This window comes from Bacillus sp. TH30 (assembly GCF_016650875.1).
Taxonomy (GTDB): Bacteria; Bacillota; Bacilli; order Bacillales; family Bacillaceae_G; genus Bacillus_A; species Bacillus_A mycoides.
In genome coordinates, this window is the sequence record NZ_JAEKEY010000002.1 from 1,413,596 (window position 1) to 1,431,853 (window position 18,258).

An 18,258-nucleotide genomic window follows, 5' to 3' on the forward strand; every position below is an offset into this window, starting at 1 on the left:
TGTACTTTTTTTATACTCTTATTTATTCCCATTTCCCTGGTGAATTATAAATTGCTTGTTGTAAAAACTTAGCGAATTGCCCACGTGTAACGAGCATTTCAGGCTCGAACTTACCATCTCCGGTTCCTACCACGACTTTATTAGACTGCAATGCACTAATTGCATCTCTTGCCCAGTAGTTTTCTAGTATATCTGTAAATGTATGCGGATGCTTTGCTTTTAACGTATATGCTTTCGTTAAAATTTGTGCTAATTCTGCACGAGTCAATGTTGCTTTCGGACGGAAATTACCATTTTCGTCTCCTTTAAAAATACCAAGGCTTGTTAAATGTAAAATTTCGTAAGGGAACATTGTTGATTTCCCACTAATATCTCCATATGGATTCTCTTCAAATGGACTTCTTTTTAAATTGAGTGCGCGATGTAGTACTGCTGCTGCTTGTTCACGTGTTATATTATCTTCTACCCCAAACTTACCGTTTCCATATCCATACATAATACGGTGATATACTAAATTCATAATTTCATTATAAGCCCAATGATCATTTGCTAAATCATCAAATTCTAGCATAATATCAGGTGGAGGTGGAGATTGTTGAATTCCATCTGTATTTGCTGAAACAATATTACCGCTAACAAATATCCCCCCTATTAAAGTTAATGATGTCGCTATCTTTAATAACTTTTTCATCTCTCTCATCCGCCTCTTCCTTTATTTTCCTACTTTTATATTGTACAAAAAATAAGAAAATTCCCAATACGATAGGAGGTAATTTTTCACACTTCATAATACGTATTTTCTTTTACCACCACTTTTTCATCCTTCGTTTTTCGAAAAGTAAACGCCATTCCTACAAATATAAGAATAATCCCTACAATTTGCATACTAGTCGGTCTAAAACCGGTAAAGATCGTATCTAACAAAATTGCAACAGCAGGATCTAAAAACACTAATACAGAAATAAGTCTCGTCGGTAAATCTCTTAAACTGTCAAAAAATAAGTAATATACAAACCCAGTATGTATAAGACCTGTCGCTGTGATCATCATCCAGTTCATCTCTGTTAATCCTTGAAAATGTCCGAAATCTACGAATGGTAGCAATAAAAATATGCCTAAAAACGTTTGTAAAAAGGTCATCGCATATGCACTCGTATGCTGAATCCCCTTTCCTAGTAACGTGGTAAAAGCATAAAATAAAGCCGCAAGAAGTGCCCATACCATTCCAGATGACATTAATTTCTCAAGCGACATACTACCATCCACTCCAGCTACTAACACTGTGCCGATAAAACAAATAACAATGGACATAACAGCAAATACTGTTAGCCTCTCTTTAAATACGATACTACCGATCATTAATACGATAATTGGAGCGAGATGATACACTGAAATCGCAATTGTAATCGACATGAGTTCAAACGCTTTAAATAAAAACACCCAGTTAAAAACGAGAAATACGCCACACGCTAATATTTGTACAATTTCTTTTTTATTCCATTTCTCATTTTTATATTGTCCTGTTGCAAACCAACATAGCGTTAAAAATAAAGTCGCACAAATACAACGAATAAATACTAATTCAAAAGATGGTAAACCCGTTTGGACAGAAAAAAATCCAATCGATCCGAAAATAGACATCGAAAGGATCATTTTTATAGCCGGCATTGATTTTGAATGAAACAATTTTCTCCTCCCCCTACAATCATCTCTTTATAAACTAAAAATTCTAAAAACATTACATATCATTATATATCACAATTGAAAAACTGTAAAAAAATAGAATGTAAAAAGTAGAATTCACACCAAATCTTCATAATAAAAAAAATCATCCTTTATTTCTTATAAAGGATGATTTTTTTGCTATTTATTCAGAGGAATTTCACTATATATAAACTTAAATATACTATTTTTGAAGAGTAAATTGTGAAACAATCTGCTTTAATCCTCCTGCTACGCTATGCAGATGCTCAATTGAAACTGAGATTTCTTGAACTGATTTTTCTTGCTGTTGAATAGACTCTTTTACCCTATCAGTTCGATCAGATGACCTTTGAGAAATTTGCGCCATGTCTTCTGTAGAAGCAGAAATCTCCTCACTACTCGCTGCAATTTCATCTGTAGACATAGATACCGTTTGAATTTGCTCAGATACTTGCTGCACTTTTTCTGTAATTGTTCCAAATACTTTTTCTGTATGCATTACTACTTGAGTACCTGCCTGCACCTCAGTATCTACTTTCCCCATCATATGTACCGTATGGTTCGTTGTTCCCATAACTTGAATAATAAGTTTCTCAATTTGTTTTGCAGAATCACTAGATTGTTCTGCTAATTTTCTTACTTCATCTGCCACAATTGCAAATCCTCTACCACTTTCTCCAGCACGTGCAGCCTCAATTGCGGCATTTAATGCTAATAAGTTAATCTGAGAGGTAATACCTTGCATAACATCAATGATTTTAACAATTTCTTCTGATTGTTCTTTCATAGTCTCTACTTGTTTCACACCGCTATGTACTGAATTTTGGATTGTATCCATCTGTTGAATCATTTGTTTCATTAATTTGTTACCACTCTCTGCATCTAATGCTGATTGAGCAGACAATTCATTTACAGAGGATGATGTATTCACTATGCTCTGCATTCCTTGTGTCAACTCTTCCATCGCACCCGCAGTTTGTTCCATTGCTTGCATTTGGCTCTCTGCGCCATTGGCAACTTCTTCAATATCCATAGTGATTTTCTTTGCTGCACCGCTAGATACTTCTGATGCAGATACTACTCCGTCTGCATGTTGGAATAAAAGCTGAATATTATTCTCTACTTCTTGCATATTTGTTCTTAGCCCTGCAATCATCTCGTTAAAATCACTTACTAATATACCTAATTCATCTTTAGCATTATAATCACCATGTACAGTTAAATCTCCCTCTTTTGCTCTTTCCATCATACGACTAACCGTTTGTAAAGGAGCAACTATAAGTTTGCTAATAATATAACTTACTATACATATAATGATTGTAGTAACTACTGCAAGAATGATAAAGGTAATAACGGACCGATCTATCATTTTTTGAGAATCTTTAAATACTTGGTCAGCTAAATTTGAAACATACTCTTCTAAATCTACAGCATAACCAGCTAACTCTACTCCCTTCGGTTTTAAGTCCTTTTGAAATTCGTTTACCATTTGAGATTCATTTGTTCCCTTTACTTTGTCAAACAACTTCTTATATGTCTCCATATAACTTGGCAAAGATTTCTTCATCTTCTGAAACAGCTCATCCTCTTGCTTACTTAAATTAACGCCATCATCATATTCTTTTAATAAAGAATCATATTTTTTAAGATCCTTTTCAACATTACCAATAATCCCTTCTTTATTTGTCCCCTCATTTTGTGACGTTTTAATTAATTCTAGTAAGTTATATTCTAGTGAATTTTGTGTACGAAGCATTCCTTCTAATAAAACTGCAGAATTTTGATAATCATCTACTACAACCTCTGTATCGTGCTTAATCTTATTAATAGAATTAATTGCTACACAACTCATAATTGCCATGCCCAAAACTGCTAATGAGATAAGTAAGAATAATTTATGTTTCACTTTTAAATTTTGTAAAAAATACATATTTCCACCTTTATTCCTTTATATATAGATTTTTAGAATTTTATAGCTTATTATTTACAAAATCACAATAAAAAGCAATGATAAATATTCCCAATACCAAACTTATATTTCTATAAAAAAGAAGTAGCATAATCGCTACTTCTTGTTTTTTTGTTTTTCATATTGTTCAAACGTATGAATTCTTTCGAAAATTGGTGGATGTGTATATAAGAAAAATTTCACTAACGCAGGCGGATTCACTTGGCTTAAGCTTGTTTTTGATAAATATTGAAAAGTTTTCACACCAGACTTCCCATCTTTCGTCATATTTAAAGCATATTGATCTGCCGCTCGTTCTTCTATACGTGAAACGTAGTTTGTTGCTGGTTGTGATGCAAAAGATAATACAGAGGAAATTAAGAAAAATAAAGGTAAAATCGAGAAACATGCCATTTTTGAAATTTTCAGCGTATCTCCCCATTTTCGAATACACAAATTTAAAATTCGACTAATTACATACATACCTATAAACGATAGTAAAATATAACTCCCAACGCCCCAATATATATGTTTCATAACATAATGTCCCATTTCATGAGCCATTATAAATAAAATCTCTTTATCTTTTAATTGCTTAAGCGTCGTATCCCACATTACAATGCGAGAGTTAAGGCCAATTCCCGTTACATACGCATTTAACGAATTCGTTTTTTCCGACATATTTACTTCATATACGTGTTTAGCTGGAATATCAGCTTTATCTGCCATTGTCAAAATTTTCGTTTCTAATTCTTTATTTTTTAGCGTCGAGAAATCATTGTAAAGTGGATCAATAATAACAGGTTGCACGAACGTTAAAAAGATTGTAAATGGTACAGAGAGCGCCCATCCTGCTAACCACCATCTCTTCGGGAATTTACGGATAAGCCATAAAAGAACTGTAACAATGAGTAACATAGTCGCATAATTCACCCAAAAATCGATAACATGATCTTTTATCCAGCTTTGTGTACTTTGCGTGGAAATGCCGTAATCAACGGACACTTTACGCCCGATCCATTGCATCGGTAATGCAAGAACTGTTGTTAGTAGTGATAAATAAAAGAAATAAATCGCAACTTGTAAGACATTTATTTTGGTCGTTTCCTTCGACCATTTCTCAAACTTTTTTGAAATACCGAGCACGAGTACAAATAATAAAATAATCCATTCAAGAGGCGTCGCTAAAAAGAACAGTAAATTTTTCACACGCGAATAATCTTGACTTAGCGTAAGCTCCCTCGCATTCATAAAAGTTTCTGGATCTGCACTCGTTCCTTTATACATGTCCGGAATGAGTTCATGATTCCATCCAAATAAATACCAATATATAAGTAATGCAAACCCAACGTACAAAAAAAGCGACCACCCAATAACTTTCCTCACGCTATTCCCTCCTCTATGCTGCCTGTCTATTATTATTGTAAGTTCGTACTTTCAAAATTAGAACAAGCTCATCGTGATAATTGTTCTAACTCGTTCAATTTACATAAAAAAACTCTTCTATTACAAGAAGAGTTTCACCGGCTCATAATCTGGTATAAGAAATGTACTTACAAACCAGTGCCTTTTACATATCGTATATATTCATAGTCCTTAAAATCCTTCTTAAGGAAGTACATCTATTAACAAACTAAAATCTTGCAAAGAAAAAGAACTATATTTCATAATACCTTGTACAGTTAGAAGTAAAATAAGACCCATCACACACATATAATTAATACTTTCTTCATGCTTTTTCTCAGCAACTACTCCGCCCGTTATGCATAAAATCCCTAATAAATGGAGCGCTAAATACATAAAAAAGTAAGCTTCCTCCCAGCGAAGAACAACATTTACTGTCGTAATCAATACTAAACTCAGTACAATCAAATAAAAAAACTTATTTGATGATATCGTTTCATTCATATAATTTTATACATCCCTTTCAAATTTCGAATTAATGATGTTTCAAAGCTATAAAGTAAATGATTGTTTTCATACTATAAAACAAAAGGAAAGCCACTATTACTTTCACGAATATTTTATGAACCCACATATACTTCTCTTCATTTTTTCTGAAGATGCGCTTCATCATTTCTTCTACAATTAGACCAAATATTAGTAAAACCCCTAACACAATAAGAAGAGAAATAATATTTTCTTTTAAATGAGTACTAGAAAATAAGTAATACTCTGGAAACACAATCGTATCTACTACAGGCTGAAGCCAATGGCAAACGTTTCTATCACACATATCTGTAATAGACGTAGAATCTATAATGTCTTTCAATATTTTTTCAATCGTCTTCTTCATCTCATTTACTCACCACTACGTCTGAAAAGATTTTTTCCTGCTCTACATATATAGCTGGCATTTCTTTACTCCAATATTTGCGGTTAACAAATAAAAAGATGAGTACTAAGTTTAATCCCGTTATAAAAATAATAAGTCCTGGAAAGAACGTCGTATAGTATGAGAAATCTGCAAAACTCATGATTTTTTCTCTACTTACTAGGAAAGATGCACAGAGTACAAATGTATTGTTTAACATATGTATCGCAATTGGCATGAGTAAGCTTTTCGTACGAATATATACGATTGATAATACGATACTAAATACGGCGGCACCGAGAAAATCGACATGTAATATCGCAAATAAAAGTGCCACTGCAATCATCGCTACACTCGTTCCCCATTTTGCTGCAAAACGCTGCAGTAAAAACCCTCGAAAAACAAACTCTCCGACAATAGGCGCGATAAATACAACCCTAATAAATTGAAATACATATCCCCCGGTACTATCTATAATCGGTTCATGCAAGGCATTCATAATAAAATCTGGTGTAATCCATGCAAAGCTGTACATATATAAAATAAGATAGCCGTAACTAAACATACAAAGCATAATCGCGATGTACAAAACTTGCACTAGGTTAAATGTTTCGTTTCTATTAATAAATAATGAAAATGAAACACGATGCTTTCTATATCCGTAAAAAAGCCATATTATTGGAAGGATATAAAATATAAGCATATTTATAAAAGATGAATTTTGTATATGAAATGTACTTTCTAGCAATTCATTACTGCTTCGTGCTATTAAAATTAATAGTGCAAATACAATTAAAAAATATCTAGCTCGCATCGTTTGAAACGGATTCACACTCATCTCCTCCCCATGTTACTTTTATCATACCATTTGAATCTTAATTTTTTGTGAAAGAAAACCTTAAAATTTCCTTAAAAATTCCATAAGTTACAAAAAGATGATATGATATTCGAGGAAATTAGGAGGGATTCATATGTATCACGCAAATATTCTACTCATTGATGATGAAACAGCAATTTTACAATTACTAACTACCATTCTTGAAAAAGAAGGTTTTTCTCATATTACAACTGCAACATCTACGGAAATAGCCTTATCTCTCACCGAGCAAAACAATTACGATTTAATTATTTTAGATGTAATGCTTCCTGGACAATCCGGTTTTGACATTTGTCCAATCCTTCGCCAAAAAACGGATTGCCCTATCTTCTTCCTAACAGCAAAAACATCTGATGTAGATAAAATTTCCGGATTTTCATACGGTGCGGATGATTACATTACGAAACCATTTAATCCACTAGAAGTAGTCGCTCGTATGAAAGCTCAACTCCGAAGACATATGAAACAAAACATACAAGAACAAAGAATATACTCCTTTTCTTTTGGGAGATTTGAAATTGATCAACATTCTGCGGAACTAACAGTAGATGGAAACGTTGTCGAATGTTCCGCTCAACTCTTTCAACTACTACTATTCTTTTGTGAGAATCCGAACTACGTATTTTCAAAGGAAGAATTATATGAAAAAGTTTGGGGAGCACCCGCCTATAATGGAGATGATAATACTGTTATGGTTCACATTCGAAAACTACGTGAAAAAATTGAACAAGATCCAAGTAAACCAGAATACATAAAAACAGTTCGTGGACTTGGCTATAAGTTCATTACAAAGTAGGGTGACGATATGAATCTTAATAAACGGCTTATCATCCAATTTATACTGCAACACGTTTTTGTTTTAGTTACATTACTTATTGCTGTAGTCGCTGCTTTCACTTATTTAATTTTTCTTGTTACTAGTATTTCATACGAACCTAACATTCCGGATTCTGATAGTTTTACAATTTCAAGATATATCTCTTCAGAAGATGGCGATATTACGTTAAAAACTGAAGTAAAAGATTTAATTAAAGAGAAAAATGATTGGATTCAGATTGTAGAAGAAAACGGAAAAGTCCTCTATCAATTTAATACACCAAGTGATGTCCCAACTTCTTATACAAAAACATCTTTACTCGCACATATACAGAATCATATAGAAAGCCCTTATACATTTACATATTGGGAAATTGAAGTAGAAGAAAAGAACGTACTTGTTATTTACGGCGGTATGTTAAAAAGTAATGCATTACTAAAAACAATTCAGAAAGAACACCCTTCTGTATCTACAGATTCGTTCACATTAACGGAACAAGAAAAACAGTTACTCTCTAAAGAAAAAGCAACGCTGCAAATATTTAATCATAATGGCGAAGAGGTTTTTTCCTATCCAACTGGAAAGAAAAAAACACTTTCAACAATACAGACTGCTCTTAACGAAAAAGAACCGTGGAATCATAAAGAAAACACGTCTAGCTTTTACGATGCAAATAGCGGTCAGCTTCTCGTCGTTACAGCAAAAAATGAACGCTACTACCCAGATGACGAAATTGAGGATGTATTTACTAAGAAGTTTCTAATCGGATGCGGATTAATCCTTCTTATCGTCTTTGTTTATTTAGTCATTCTATCTATTTGGTACGGAAATAAGTTTGGGAAACCTTTACTACACGCAATGCGTTGGCTTAAAAATATCGCTGGTGGAAAATATGAAGAACCTGTTAGTAAAAAAGGAAAACCAGTTCGATTCAGGCGATCCGGTAAAGAAAAATGGTCATTTCGCTTGTTTAGAGATGTTACTAGTTCACTAGAGCACCTTTCTATTACACTCAAAAAAAATGATGCGATGAGGCAAGTACTGCAGCAAACACGTGAAGAATGGATTACCGGTCTCACACATGATCTAAAAACACCGCTTAGCTCTATATACGGCTATGCATTATTACTAGAATCGAAGCAATATAATTGGACGGATCAAGACATTCAACAATTTGGCCATGTAATGAAAGAAAAATCTCAATATATGACTACATTAATTGACGACTTAAGCTTAACATATCAATTAAAAAATGATACTCTTCCTGCGCAACACGTAAATGTTGAAATTAATCAGTTCGTCCGAAAAGTACTATTACAATTTATTAATAATCCGACACTACAAAATCAAAACATTGAATTCGTGCCAAGTTCAAGCAAAATCCAATATTTTATTGAAGAAAAATGGTTCCAGCGTATTATCGAAAACCTACTCGCAAACGCTGTAAAACATAATAATGAAACGACAAACGTAATCGTAAAACTTTCGCAAAATGCAAATTCATTTACACTATCTATTTCAGATAACGGAAAAGGTATGGATGATAAAACGAAAGAACTTCTATTCGAGCGATATTACAGAGGAACGAATACAGAAGAAAGCAACATCGGAACTGGACTTGGTCTCGCCATTACAAAACAGCTCGTTCATGCCCATAACGGAACGATTTTCATTGTTAGTGAACTTGGAAAAGGAACGACGATTATACTTGTGTTTCCGTTTAGCTCGTAGAAAAGGTGCTTTTATAAAGCACCTTTCTCTTTTCGGAGCAGCGCGCTAGTAAATGAAATTATATCGACTTAACTATAAAATACAACAATAGTAGCAACCTATTAATAAAAGAAGACCGTCCAAAAATACCTTTTGAACGGTCTTTCTTTCTATTATTTCTTCTTCACTGGTATCCAAAGCTCAACTTGAGCGAACTCACTTTTATCTGCATGGCAACGCTCATCGTATAGTTCAAACTCTGTAACTCCGCAATGTTCATATCCTGAATGCGGGAACCATTCTGAGAATACTGCATTCCATGTTTGATGAATAGACGATACCATTTCTTCATGAGGAACTTTCGGCGTTGTAAATACTGCATACGTTGCCGCTGGGAATGTACGCTTTGCAACTGCATTTGGTACATTTTCAAAGTCTGTAACTTCCATTCCGATAATATAAGTGAAGTCCCCTGTTTCTAAATTAAAATCAGTACATAATCCAAGTTCTACCCATTGGCTCGTATCTTTACGATTCGGAATCGTCGTTCCAAGATCTTTTTGTAAATATTCTTGCCAAAATGCTGGAATGTCTTGATGGTTTTTTCCTTCTTTACTTGTCGTCTTCAGCTCATAACCCGCCATTAAAAATTCTGGTTTATTTACAATACGATATTCCATTTGTATGCCCCCTAAATATGGATTTAATTTTCTTTGTTTTACATTCACTCTATAATACATCGGTGTTTCAATTTCTTGTTTTCGATATTCACTTGGTGTCATTTGAAATAATTTTTTAAAGGCTCTCGTGAACGTTTCGTGAGATTGAAAGCCATGCTCAAATGCGATATCAATAACTTTTTCATCCGTATGAGAAAGTTGATAAGCTGCCCGGGCTAACCTCCTCTTTCGAACATACTCCATTACTGGATCTCCTACTAACGCCTGGAATACACGATGAAAATGCGACTCAGAAAAACCTGCAACACGTGCTAAATTACGCAGCGTTTGTTTTTCCATTACATCTTCCTCAATATAATCAATTGACCTTTGAATTTGTGTTTCATAGCTTTCCATCTCTGTTCACCCGCCTTATATGTATTATGATAAAAGAGAATCCTATCCAATTCTTGACGTTTTTTACTATAATTCTGTAAAAATTGTAACTTTTTTATATGTATTTCGTTGTTATGTATGAAGGGAGGGAAATGTAGTGAAACAAAGTCAATCATTAGAAGAAATTTACTCCGAGCATATGCAAGATTTATTTCGCTATCTTCTCTCCCTAACCGGAGATTCTCATAGTGCTGAAGATCTCATGCAAGAAACATTTTACCGGATGCTCGTCCATATTGACTATTATAAAGGAGAAGAAATTAGACCGTGGTTATTTACAATCGCCTACAACGCCTTTATCGATTGGTACCGAAAAGAAAAGAAGTATAAAACAACGCAAATTAAAGAATTCCACTTACCAAACGTGCCAAGTACAGAACACTCTTATTTCGTAAAACATGAGATTGCTAGTTGGTTACAAAGTATATCCTCTCTTCCACTCGAAAAACGAAATGTGTTGCTACTACGAGATTACTACGGATTCTCTTATAAGGAAATAGCAGAAATGACTGGTCTCTCGTTAGCAAAAGTAAAAATTGAGTTACACCGAGGAAGAAAAGAAACGAAAAGCATAAAGGAGTGATACAGATGGGTTGTGAAAAATTCAAAAAACTGTGGGAGAAGTACGAAAAAGGAACGCTCACACATGATGAACAAGAGCAGCTAGAGAGTCATATTGAGACTTGCGAAGAGTGTGAAGTGCATTTGGATGAGTTGCTTGCGAAGACCGAAGCCGTTAAGAAAAGGTTACCGCCAAAAGATCTTAAAGTTCCTTTTTGGAGGATTAAGTGGAAACATCGGTTACAAACGGTTGGTTTTATACTAGCAATTTGTATCGTTATATATATAATCGGCGGGGTATTATCTGCCTTTTACTTTCAAGCTAATAATGATAAAAGGCTAAAAGAAATAAGAGATGTTCCTTCTCTTGCACTTGAAGCAATTATCCCAAATAGCCGCGTCATGGGGGGCGGAACAAGTGTAGAAGCTTTCTTTCGAACTAACAGCCAATTTGATTTAGTCAAAACGATTGGTAAAAAAGAAATGCCTCTCGGTACAATAGAAACGAGCAGCTTCTTATCTTCTTTAAATATCACACATAAATCTTGGGTGAACATGCACTATCAACCGAACATCCACTTTGTTCATCCAAAAATAAAACAAGGTGATTATTTGAAAGAAGCATCTAAAAAGGTTTGGGATACACTTGCAAAGGTACATGAGGGAACCGTTGCAGAAGTAGCAATATCTTTTGACAAACCTTACACTTTACAGGAATTAGAACCACTTTTATATGGCGTATTTGAAGCACAAGAACTCCCTCCAACTCCTGTATGGTACGCCTTAGATACGGGACAAGAAAGAATAAACGAAGAAGATTTCATCCTATCTGGGGACGAATTTATAGGATTTCCAGAACATATAGGATTCCTTGATGATGAAACAGAAAATCTGAAAACACAAGAGGCTAAAGTTATTGAAATGATGCGTATTCTTTCTGCGCATGAAAAAACTGTAAGTAAAGTTGCTATGCTACCTGAGGGTCAGCTGAACTTAGATAAACGTTATAAATATGTAAAAGATAACGGCGTAAAAGTATACGGCATTGTCATTACTGGGCCGTCGAAAGAATTATTAAAATTACAAAGCTCCCCGCACGTACGTTATGCGACTCTTGGAGATATTGAGGTTTGGAATTGGTTTGATTAGTGAAAATGAAAAGGTTGTGTAGAAAATAGCAGCTATTTTCTACACAACCTTTTTAATAATTTAAAACCTATATTTCACTAACAGAATCCGTGAATAAAGCGTGGAATACGTTAACTTCCCCCATACGTAAACATTCCGTTTCTATATCAGGAATTGCAGTTCTAGCAACCTCTCGCTCTACTCTTACAAACCCTTTTGTATTCATTAGTTTTTCAAATTCACAAATGGTATCCATTTCTACATCGATTGTTTCAAAAGTCCATTCCCTTACATCTTCATCATATGTTGTTTTTAATACGTAGTAATAATAATATTTATCAAGTAAGCTAACAAAAACCCCTAAATCAAGGCGCTCGCCTCTTGATTTTCTTATCCAATCAATATCATCATTTAACATCGGTTCTTTTCCATTTAGTAACACATTATATTCTAGACAATTATATAGGTTTAAATCTGTATAGTCTGACACGTGATAATCACAAAATGTTGACTCGATTAAAGACAAAACTTCCTTTTGAGAGCTTTCGTTTTTTACAAAACTCTCTTTCAAGTCTACAAACTTTTTATGCTCTTTGGACTCCTCGTACAATCCTTCTTCTTTCACAATATTTTTCGGAAAGAATTTGTAAACTGTTTCTTTTAATTCATTCATCATTTCAGGTTTTGCCGTTTTAACCATTCTGTAAATCCTCCTATGCTAAAAAGAATTCTCACCGCAATAAAGAATCATACCCTAAATATGTTATTAATTAACAAATAAATTATATTAAAATAAGCAATATGATTCAATTCTGTTTTTTTAAAATTTTTCTGTTATAATGGCTGATTCCGAACATTATGTTTATCATAATATAAAAATAACAACAAAAAACGACAAAAACCTTTAAATTATCTTAAAAAATATAACAATCCATATATAAAGAGCGAAAGATTCTAAAGCGATTATTGAAAAATATATTATTTTTGTCACATTAAAAATTAGTACTTTTTTCACAAATTATTTTTGATGGAAAACTTTATAAAATTTATTTTTTACTATAAAAGGTATTTCTCTGGTAAAATATTATAGTCTCGTAAAAATGTAACACATTTCCATACGAACAACCCTTTAAAGCGAAAAAGTGTCATCATAATTGATGACACCTTTTCCTATTACAAATAAACTAATTAGAAATCACTTTCACATACATCCCTCTTATCGCCTTTTCATAAGCGATATCGCTCATCTGTCTTATTTTTTCCGATACAACAGACGATCGAACAACTTCACCTTCACGAAGTAATGAAGGATCAATAAGACGCACTTTATTTTTCTGATGTAGATCATACTCATTTCTATCTTCTTTTACTTCTATACTTGGATGAATTTTTCTTAATAAAGCATCTACTTCTTGATCTTTACATAGCCGCAATTTCGTAATAAGCTCATGATCTTCAAGAAGAAAATCATCTGGATGGATTATCTTTTTATGAAGAGCTAATTTTAACGTTTTAGCTAACATATCGTTTCCATAAATATTCATTGGTTTCATAAAGAAATCAATTACTTCTTTGTAATACGTCTTCGTAAACCATTCTGCAATTTCAATATTTTGAAGAACCATTTTCCCATCTACTTCGATTAAATCCTCTAAAAAACTATGAACTTCTTCTAAAGAAATATATCCATATGTAAACATATCCCGTAATGTGTAATCCACTCGGTCTGCACATAATTCTGGCGCAGATTTTTCAAGTAATGTCCACTTCGAATCATCTAACAAAATATCTTCATAGTTATAACCATGTTTTGAAAGAATCGCCGGGATTTCCGAGTTCTTCACGACAGAACTAAATATTTCTTCATGATAACTTTCATTTTCGTTATCAAAAACGTAATCGATCACATGGGAAAAAGCAGTATGCGATACGTCATGCAGTAAACCAGCAATCTGTTCTTCTACTGAACCACCAAGCTTTTTAATTAACAACATAGCACCAACTGAATGATCAAAGCGTGTTACATTCCATTTCTCATTCATTAAATAACTTGCTCCGGCTTGATGAACCCCTTTCAGCCTTTGCACAGGTTTACTTAAAATTAATTCTTCTAACACTTTATCTACTTTAAACTCACCGTATATGACATCTAATATGATCACTTAAAATCCCCCTTTTCAAGCAGAGTCTTCTTATAGTATCTCTTTTTTCAGAGAGTAAATAAAGAACTTCCCTCGAATATTTTGTACCTTTAAATTAAAAAATAGAGAGCACTCAGCTCTCTATTTCACAATCCTATTCAAATGTAACTTCAACCTGCACAATCTCAGATCTACTTCCCAGTCTAAGCGGTGGTCCCCAGAATCCAAATCCAGAAGAAACAATTGCGTGGAATGCACCTTTTTGTGCGTATCCCCAGTCTAGTTCGTACATTCTTCTCGTCACAATATGGTTCGGCGCCATTTGTCCGCGATGCGTGTGACCGGATAATAATAAATCAACGCCGGCGTCCGCTGCTTGTTTTAATTCAAATGGTTGGTGATCCATTGCGATAACAGGAAGCGATTTATCTACCGTACTCATTAGATTTTCAAAGCTTTGACGATCTCGCTCTGTTTTATCCCTTCTTCCAACGAGATAAAAATCATCTTCAATTGTAATGACTTCATCTAAAAGAATACGAATATCAATCTTATCCATCTCTTGTAAAAACTCAGGAACAGCTCGGCCGTAATATTCATGATTTCCTAACACACCATATACGCCTAATGGAGCTTTCATCTGTTTCATGATTGGCCCCATATTTTTTTGAATGAACACACCTGGATGATCATCGATAATATCACCAGGCAGTAAAATAATATCGGGTTTCATTTCATTTACATGACGAACGAGTCTCTTTAAATGAGCAACTCCAGACAGTTTACCGAAATGCATATCAGAAGCCATCGCAATGCGTAAACTTTTACGCCCTTCTACTTTTTTCGGTATGTGCACTTCGTACTTTCTTACTACTGGACTATATGCGTTGAATACTCCATATGCAAAGATAAAAATGAACACGAGTAAAACGACCGTTCCTGTCCAAATAATTGCCGTCTCTTTCTCCACTGAAAACTGTAATAATAAGACGGCAATATCGGCTAACGGCAATAACATAAGCGCGTATTGTATAACCGCAAACCAAATTGAACCGACCGTTCGCAGGAAAGGAAGAAATTTAAACACTTGTACGAGAATGTACGCATATGAAATAAAACCAACTACGAAAGCGTAATATCCCCAAGATTCCCAGCCGAACACCGCATGAAGCCAAACCCATCCGTTCCAGCCGATGTAAAACATGAGTAGTGTGTATACAAGTAACATAGTAAATATATTGAAATAACGAAGATTCTTCACAACCAGCCTCCTTATTGATTTCTTCTATTATAACTTGTTATGTGCCTAGAACGTAAATAGTAAGCATTCCAAACGGACCGTAATAAGCTGCTTTATCTGTTACAGCACAAAGTTATTTTTACAGGTTTTCTTTATAGTAACCTGCTATTTGTGATCCTCTTACATTAAATCGGACATTTTTTTGTAACTGATATATTAAAACCACCTTTTCTTAGAATTAGTTTTTTTCGGTCTATAATCCGTATATCCTTTTTTATACACCTTATAATATCCATCTACAAAAACCACCACGTCCGGAATCAGTCCTATCCCTCCAACAGCTTTACTACCAGTGAATAGCGCTCCTTTGACCGCTGATTTCGCTATATTTTCACTTAATTATAAGAGCTACTTTTCTTTTTTAAAATCCCACTGGCTATCCCAACACACATACATAGAAAACAGTCTGCAAGAACGATAAGTTGTGAGTAGTTCACTGACGAGAAGATTCATAATCAAATATAACACATGATAGTATTACCAAAAATACTACACCACTATATTGTATAGCAAGGGGAATACCATTTAAAACAGACGCTAATATGTCTGTAAATGTAACAATAAAAAGTAGTGTAAGTATCGTTAACATAAGTGCAGCTGAAAATAAGAAACCTTGTTTGATACATTTAAAAATCCAGCCGATTCCAATACATATTAAAATTATACGTACTGGATACTTTAAAAGTATCGAAAATAAATTATCTACACTATTAAAATTCATCATCAAATTCACCAAAATCACTTTCTGGATTTTTTATTATTTTAACGCTAGTTTTTATATGTTTGTTTATGTCCTTTGTATACTGCCATAAGCATTTTCTATTAATCTAACGCCCACAAATGCTTTGAGGCCTAATTTTAACCTGCTTTTCTAGCAGCTTTATTCACATATTCCTTGTTATAGGCTGGCCTATTTTGCTGTTTATAATTATGTTTACCTGTAGAATACCAAAGATAAAACCCTGCGTATAAAGACAATCCTTTCTCTTAACATTGCAATTCTCTTTAAACGTTCGCTCACGTTTATCCCCTCATATATTAAGTAACTCAACATAATACAGCGCATCATCCGTCTGGAAATACATAACAGATCCTCGGCTGTAATAATTAACAAGTTGAATTGGCTCACCTAGTTCATTACAAGGATTACTATCATACACATGATTATTATTTAAATCATAAACAACCAACTTTTTATCTCGAGTAATGAATACTACTTTACCTTGAACAACCGCAAAACTTTCTGACCATATTTCCATCGTTACATTTATTTCATTCCACAACATATGAAAATTTTTATCTTTCATTTGAACTAAGGGAAATTCTGAATAATAATAGAGCCAAACGTCTCCATCTATAACGTTCATTGCATAACAATCATCTATAGGAGGTACATTAAACCTTTCTACATATTGATCATAATTATTAAAAATCAAGTGACCTGTAGAGTCAAAAGCAACTATACCATTTACTCCAATTGGGCACTCTCCGAAAACCCCTTCATCACAATAACTAACCCATATATCTTCATTCACATCAACCTGACAATCTTGAATCCCTTCTCCGGCATAAAACTTACAATGTTCACTTCCGTCCGCATTATAAATAACCGCATTTTCCTCTTCATAATTAAATATAAGTAACCATCTCTCTCCAATTCGTTGCATACATTGGACAGATTCAACATCGATATCTACGTTTAAATTGAATTTACTTATATTCACATTATTTTTATCCAAATAAATAATACAAGGTTGATTCGTATTATCTTGTACTAGTAAAATCACATTTTGTTTATAATCCAAACTCACTTTTTTTAACTGATAAGCTTCAACAATATCCTTAAAACTTATTAACTCTTTACATACAATATCTTTCATATAGATGAAAATCCTCTCATTGATTCTAAACATAAAAATAAGCGTCAAACTTCTATACTTTTAATAAGTTTGACGCTCGCTCTCAATTATTATTTTAAATACTACCCTTTCATTCTCCTAATCCCACTCCCAGATTGGTGCGGCAGAAAAACCTTCAAGACTCATTTCCATTGAATTTAAAAGTATTTAAAAATGAAGAAAGCTGACTTTTAATACTAAGTATATATTCATAGAATTCATATATATAACAACTTAGCGTGCTATCTCCTTCAAGCTCTTTAAAACTAACTGAAATTTTGAAAGATGTATCAATATCCAAGTGACAAGTTAAAGATAACTCATTTGATTCTGATTTAAAATGTACTGTTCCAAATCCCAAGGTATATATTTTTTGAAGGTCTTTGTAAAAGTGATATATATCATTATTGTCAAAATAAAATGATGTCGTTTTCACTTTAAAACCAGAACAACCTAGTTCACATTCTCCTTTGAAATAAGCTCCACCAAAATAACTATCTCCTTCACCTGAAAAGTCAGTTATAACAATCTTGATGAAATTATCATCCTGCTCGCCTATATGAAAACATTCCATTATTTATACCTCCCTATAATACGTATAACAACTTGGCTAATAAATAACTAATCTAAAGTATAATTGTGGAAAATTTATATTTATAAGTTCATCTAATCTCTTATTGGTAATGAAGGTGTCTGACCTTTTTTTGCTTTAGAATTATAATGATAGTATAGCGTTTATCCTTAT

17 protein-coding genes are annotated in these 18,258 nt (G+C 33.5%); 4 read left to right on the plus strand and 13 right to left on the minus strand.

Annotated elements, in window-relative coordinates; genetic code table 11:
- Positions 1-22: 22 nt before the first annotated feature.
- The 7 genes from JFU20_RS09470 to JFU20_RS09500 all read right to left on the minus strand — a co-directional run bounded on the left by JFU20_RS09470 (position 23) and on the right by JFU20_RS09500 (position 6,798).
- Positions 23-700: an S-layer homology domain-containing protein gene (locus tag JFU20_RS09470; RefSeq protein WP_002011235.1), complete on the minus strand. Its 678-nt coding sequence runs from the start codon at positions 698-700 to the stop codon at positions 23-25.
- A gap of 77 nt (positions 701-777) precedes the next feature.
- On the minus strand, positions 778-1,686 hold the full coding sequence (locus JFU20_RS09475) for a DMT family transporter (protein WP_002166166.1): 909 nt from the start codon (positions 1,684-1,686) through the stop codon (positions 778-780).
- Between the two features lie 220 nt (positions 1,687-1,906).
- Positions 1,907-3,634 (minus strand): methyl-accepting chemotaxis protein, encoded by a 1,728-nt coding sequence (locus JFU20_RS09480; protein ID WP_201038561.1) that lies wholly within the window; start codon positions 3,632-3,634, stop codon positions 1,907-1,909.
- A 135-nt stretch (positions 3,635-3,769) separates the two neighbouring features.
- On the minus strand, positions 3,770-5,038 hold the full coding sequence (locus JFU20_RS09485) for a M48 family metallopeptidase (protein WP_002166167.1): 1,269 nt from the start codon (positions 5,036-5,038) through the stop codon (positions 3,770-3,772).
- Positions 5,039-5,260: 222 nt separating this feature from the next.
- Positions 5,261-5,560, minus strand: a complete 300-nt coding sequence (locus JFU20_RS09490; RefSeq protein ID WP_001006056.1) for a hypothetical protein — start codon at positions 5,558-5,560, stop codon at positions 5,261-5,263.
- Between the two features lie 31 nt (positions 5,561-5,591).
- On the minus strand, positions 5,592-5,948 hold the full coding sequence (locus JFU20_RS09495; RefSeq protein ID WP_002011228.1) for a hypothetical protein: 357 nt from the start codon (positions 5,946-5,948) through the stop codon (positions 5,592-5,594).
- Between the two features lies 1 nt (position 5,949).
- Positions 5,950-6,798 carry a CPBP family intramembrane glutamic endopeptidase gene (locus tag JFU20_RS09500; protein WP_002166168.1) on the minus strand — a complete coding sequence of 283 codons (849 nt, stop codon included), beginning with the start codon at positions 6,796-6,798 and terminating at the stop codon, positions 5,950-5,952.
- Between the two features lie 139 nt (positions 6,799-6,937).
- Between JFU20_RS09500 and JFU20_RS09505 the strand changes: the two genes are divergently transcribed.
- Complete coding sequence (locus JFU20_RS09505) at positions 6,938-7,639, plus strand: response regulator transcription factor (RefSeq protein WP_201038562.1); 702 nt, start codon at positions 6,938-6,940, stop codon at positions 7,637-7,639.
- A 9-nt stretch (positions 7,640-7,648) separates the two neighbouring features.
- Positions 7,649-9,391 carry an ATP-binding response regulator gene (locus tag JFU20_RS09510; RefSeq protein WP_002011223.1) on the plus strand — a complete coding sequence of 581 codons (1,743 nt, stop codon included), beginning with the start codon at positions 7,649-7,651 and terminating at the stop codon, positions 9,389-9,391.
- A 152-nt stretch (positions 9,392-9,543) separates the two neighbouring features.
- On the opposite strand, the gene JFU20_RS09515 is transcribed toward JFU20_RS09510, so the two are convergent.
- Positions 9,544-10,446 carry an AraC family transcriptional regulator gene (locus tag JFU20_RS09515; RefSeq protein ID WP_002166169.1) on the minus strand — a complete coding sequence of 301 codons (903 nt, stop codon included), beginning with the start codon at positions 10,444-10,446 and terminating at the stop codon, positions 9,544-9,546.
- Between the two features lie 136 nt (positions 10,447-10,582).
- On the opposite strand from JFU20_RS09515, the gene JFU20_RS09520 reads away from it, so the two are divergent.
- Together JFU20_RS09520 and JFU20_RS09525 are read left to right on the plus strand one after the other, a co-directional pair.
- On the plus strand, positions 10,583-11,068 hold the full coding sequence (locus JFU20_RS09520) for an RNA polymerase sigma factor (RefSeq protein ID WP_002011219.1): 486 nt from the start codon (positions 10,583-10,585) through the stop codon (positions 11,066-11,068).
- 5 nt (positions 11,069-11,073) lie between these two features.
- Positions 11,074-12,195 (plus strand): anti sigma factor C-terminal domain-containing protein, encoded by a 1,122-nt coding sequence (locus JFU20_RS09525; RefSeq protein WP_201038563.1) that lies wholly within the window; start codon positions 11,074-11,076, stop codon positions 12,193-12,195.
- 67 nt (positions 12,196-12,262) lie between these two features.
- Here JFU20_RS09525 and JFU20_RS09530 read toward each other — a convergent pair whose 3' ends face one another.
- The 5 genes from JFU20_RS09530 to JFU20_RS09550 all read right to left on the minus strand — a co-directional run bounded on the left by JFU20_RS09530 (position 12,263) and on the right by JFU20_RS09550 (position 18,087).
- The gene (locus tag JFU20_RS09530; protein WP_002011216.1) at positions 12,263-12,874 is read right to left on the minus strand and encodes a hypothetical protein; all 612 of its coding nucleotides are present in this window, start codon (positions 12,872-12,874) and stop codon (positions 12,263-12,265) included.
- A gap of 484 nt (positions 12,875-13,358) precedes the next feature.
- Positions 13,359-14,336: an HD domain-containing protein gene (locus JFU20_RS09535; RefSeq protein WP_201038564.1), complete on the minus strand. Its 978-nt coding sequence runs from the start codon at positions 14,334-14,336 to the stop codon at positions 13,359-13,361.
- 133 nt (positions 14,337-14,469) lie between these two features.
- Positions 14,470-15,576, minus strand: a complete 1,107-nt coding sequence (locus JFU20_RS09540; protein ID WP_002166170.1) for a metallophosphoesterase — start codon at positions 15,574-15,576, stop codon at positions 14,470-14,472.
- Between the two features lie 1,070 nt (positions 15,577-16,646).
- Entirely contained in the window at positions 16,647-17,495 is an 849-nt protein-coding gene (locus JFU20_RS09545; RefSeq protein WP_201038565.1) for a hypothetical protein, read from the minus strand.
- Positions 17,496-17,649: 154 nt separating this feature from the next.
- On the minus strand, positions 17,650-18,087 hold the full coding sequence (locus JFU20_RS09550; protein ID WP_002166172.1) for a WapI family immunity protein: 438 nt from the start codon (positions 18,085-18,087) through the stop codon (positions 17,650-17,652).
- Between the last annotated feature and the right edge of the window lie 171 nt (positions 18,088-18,258).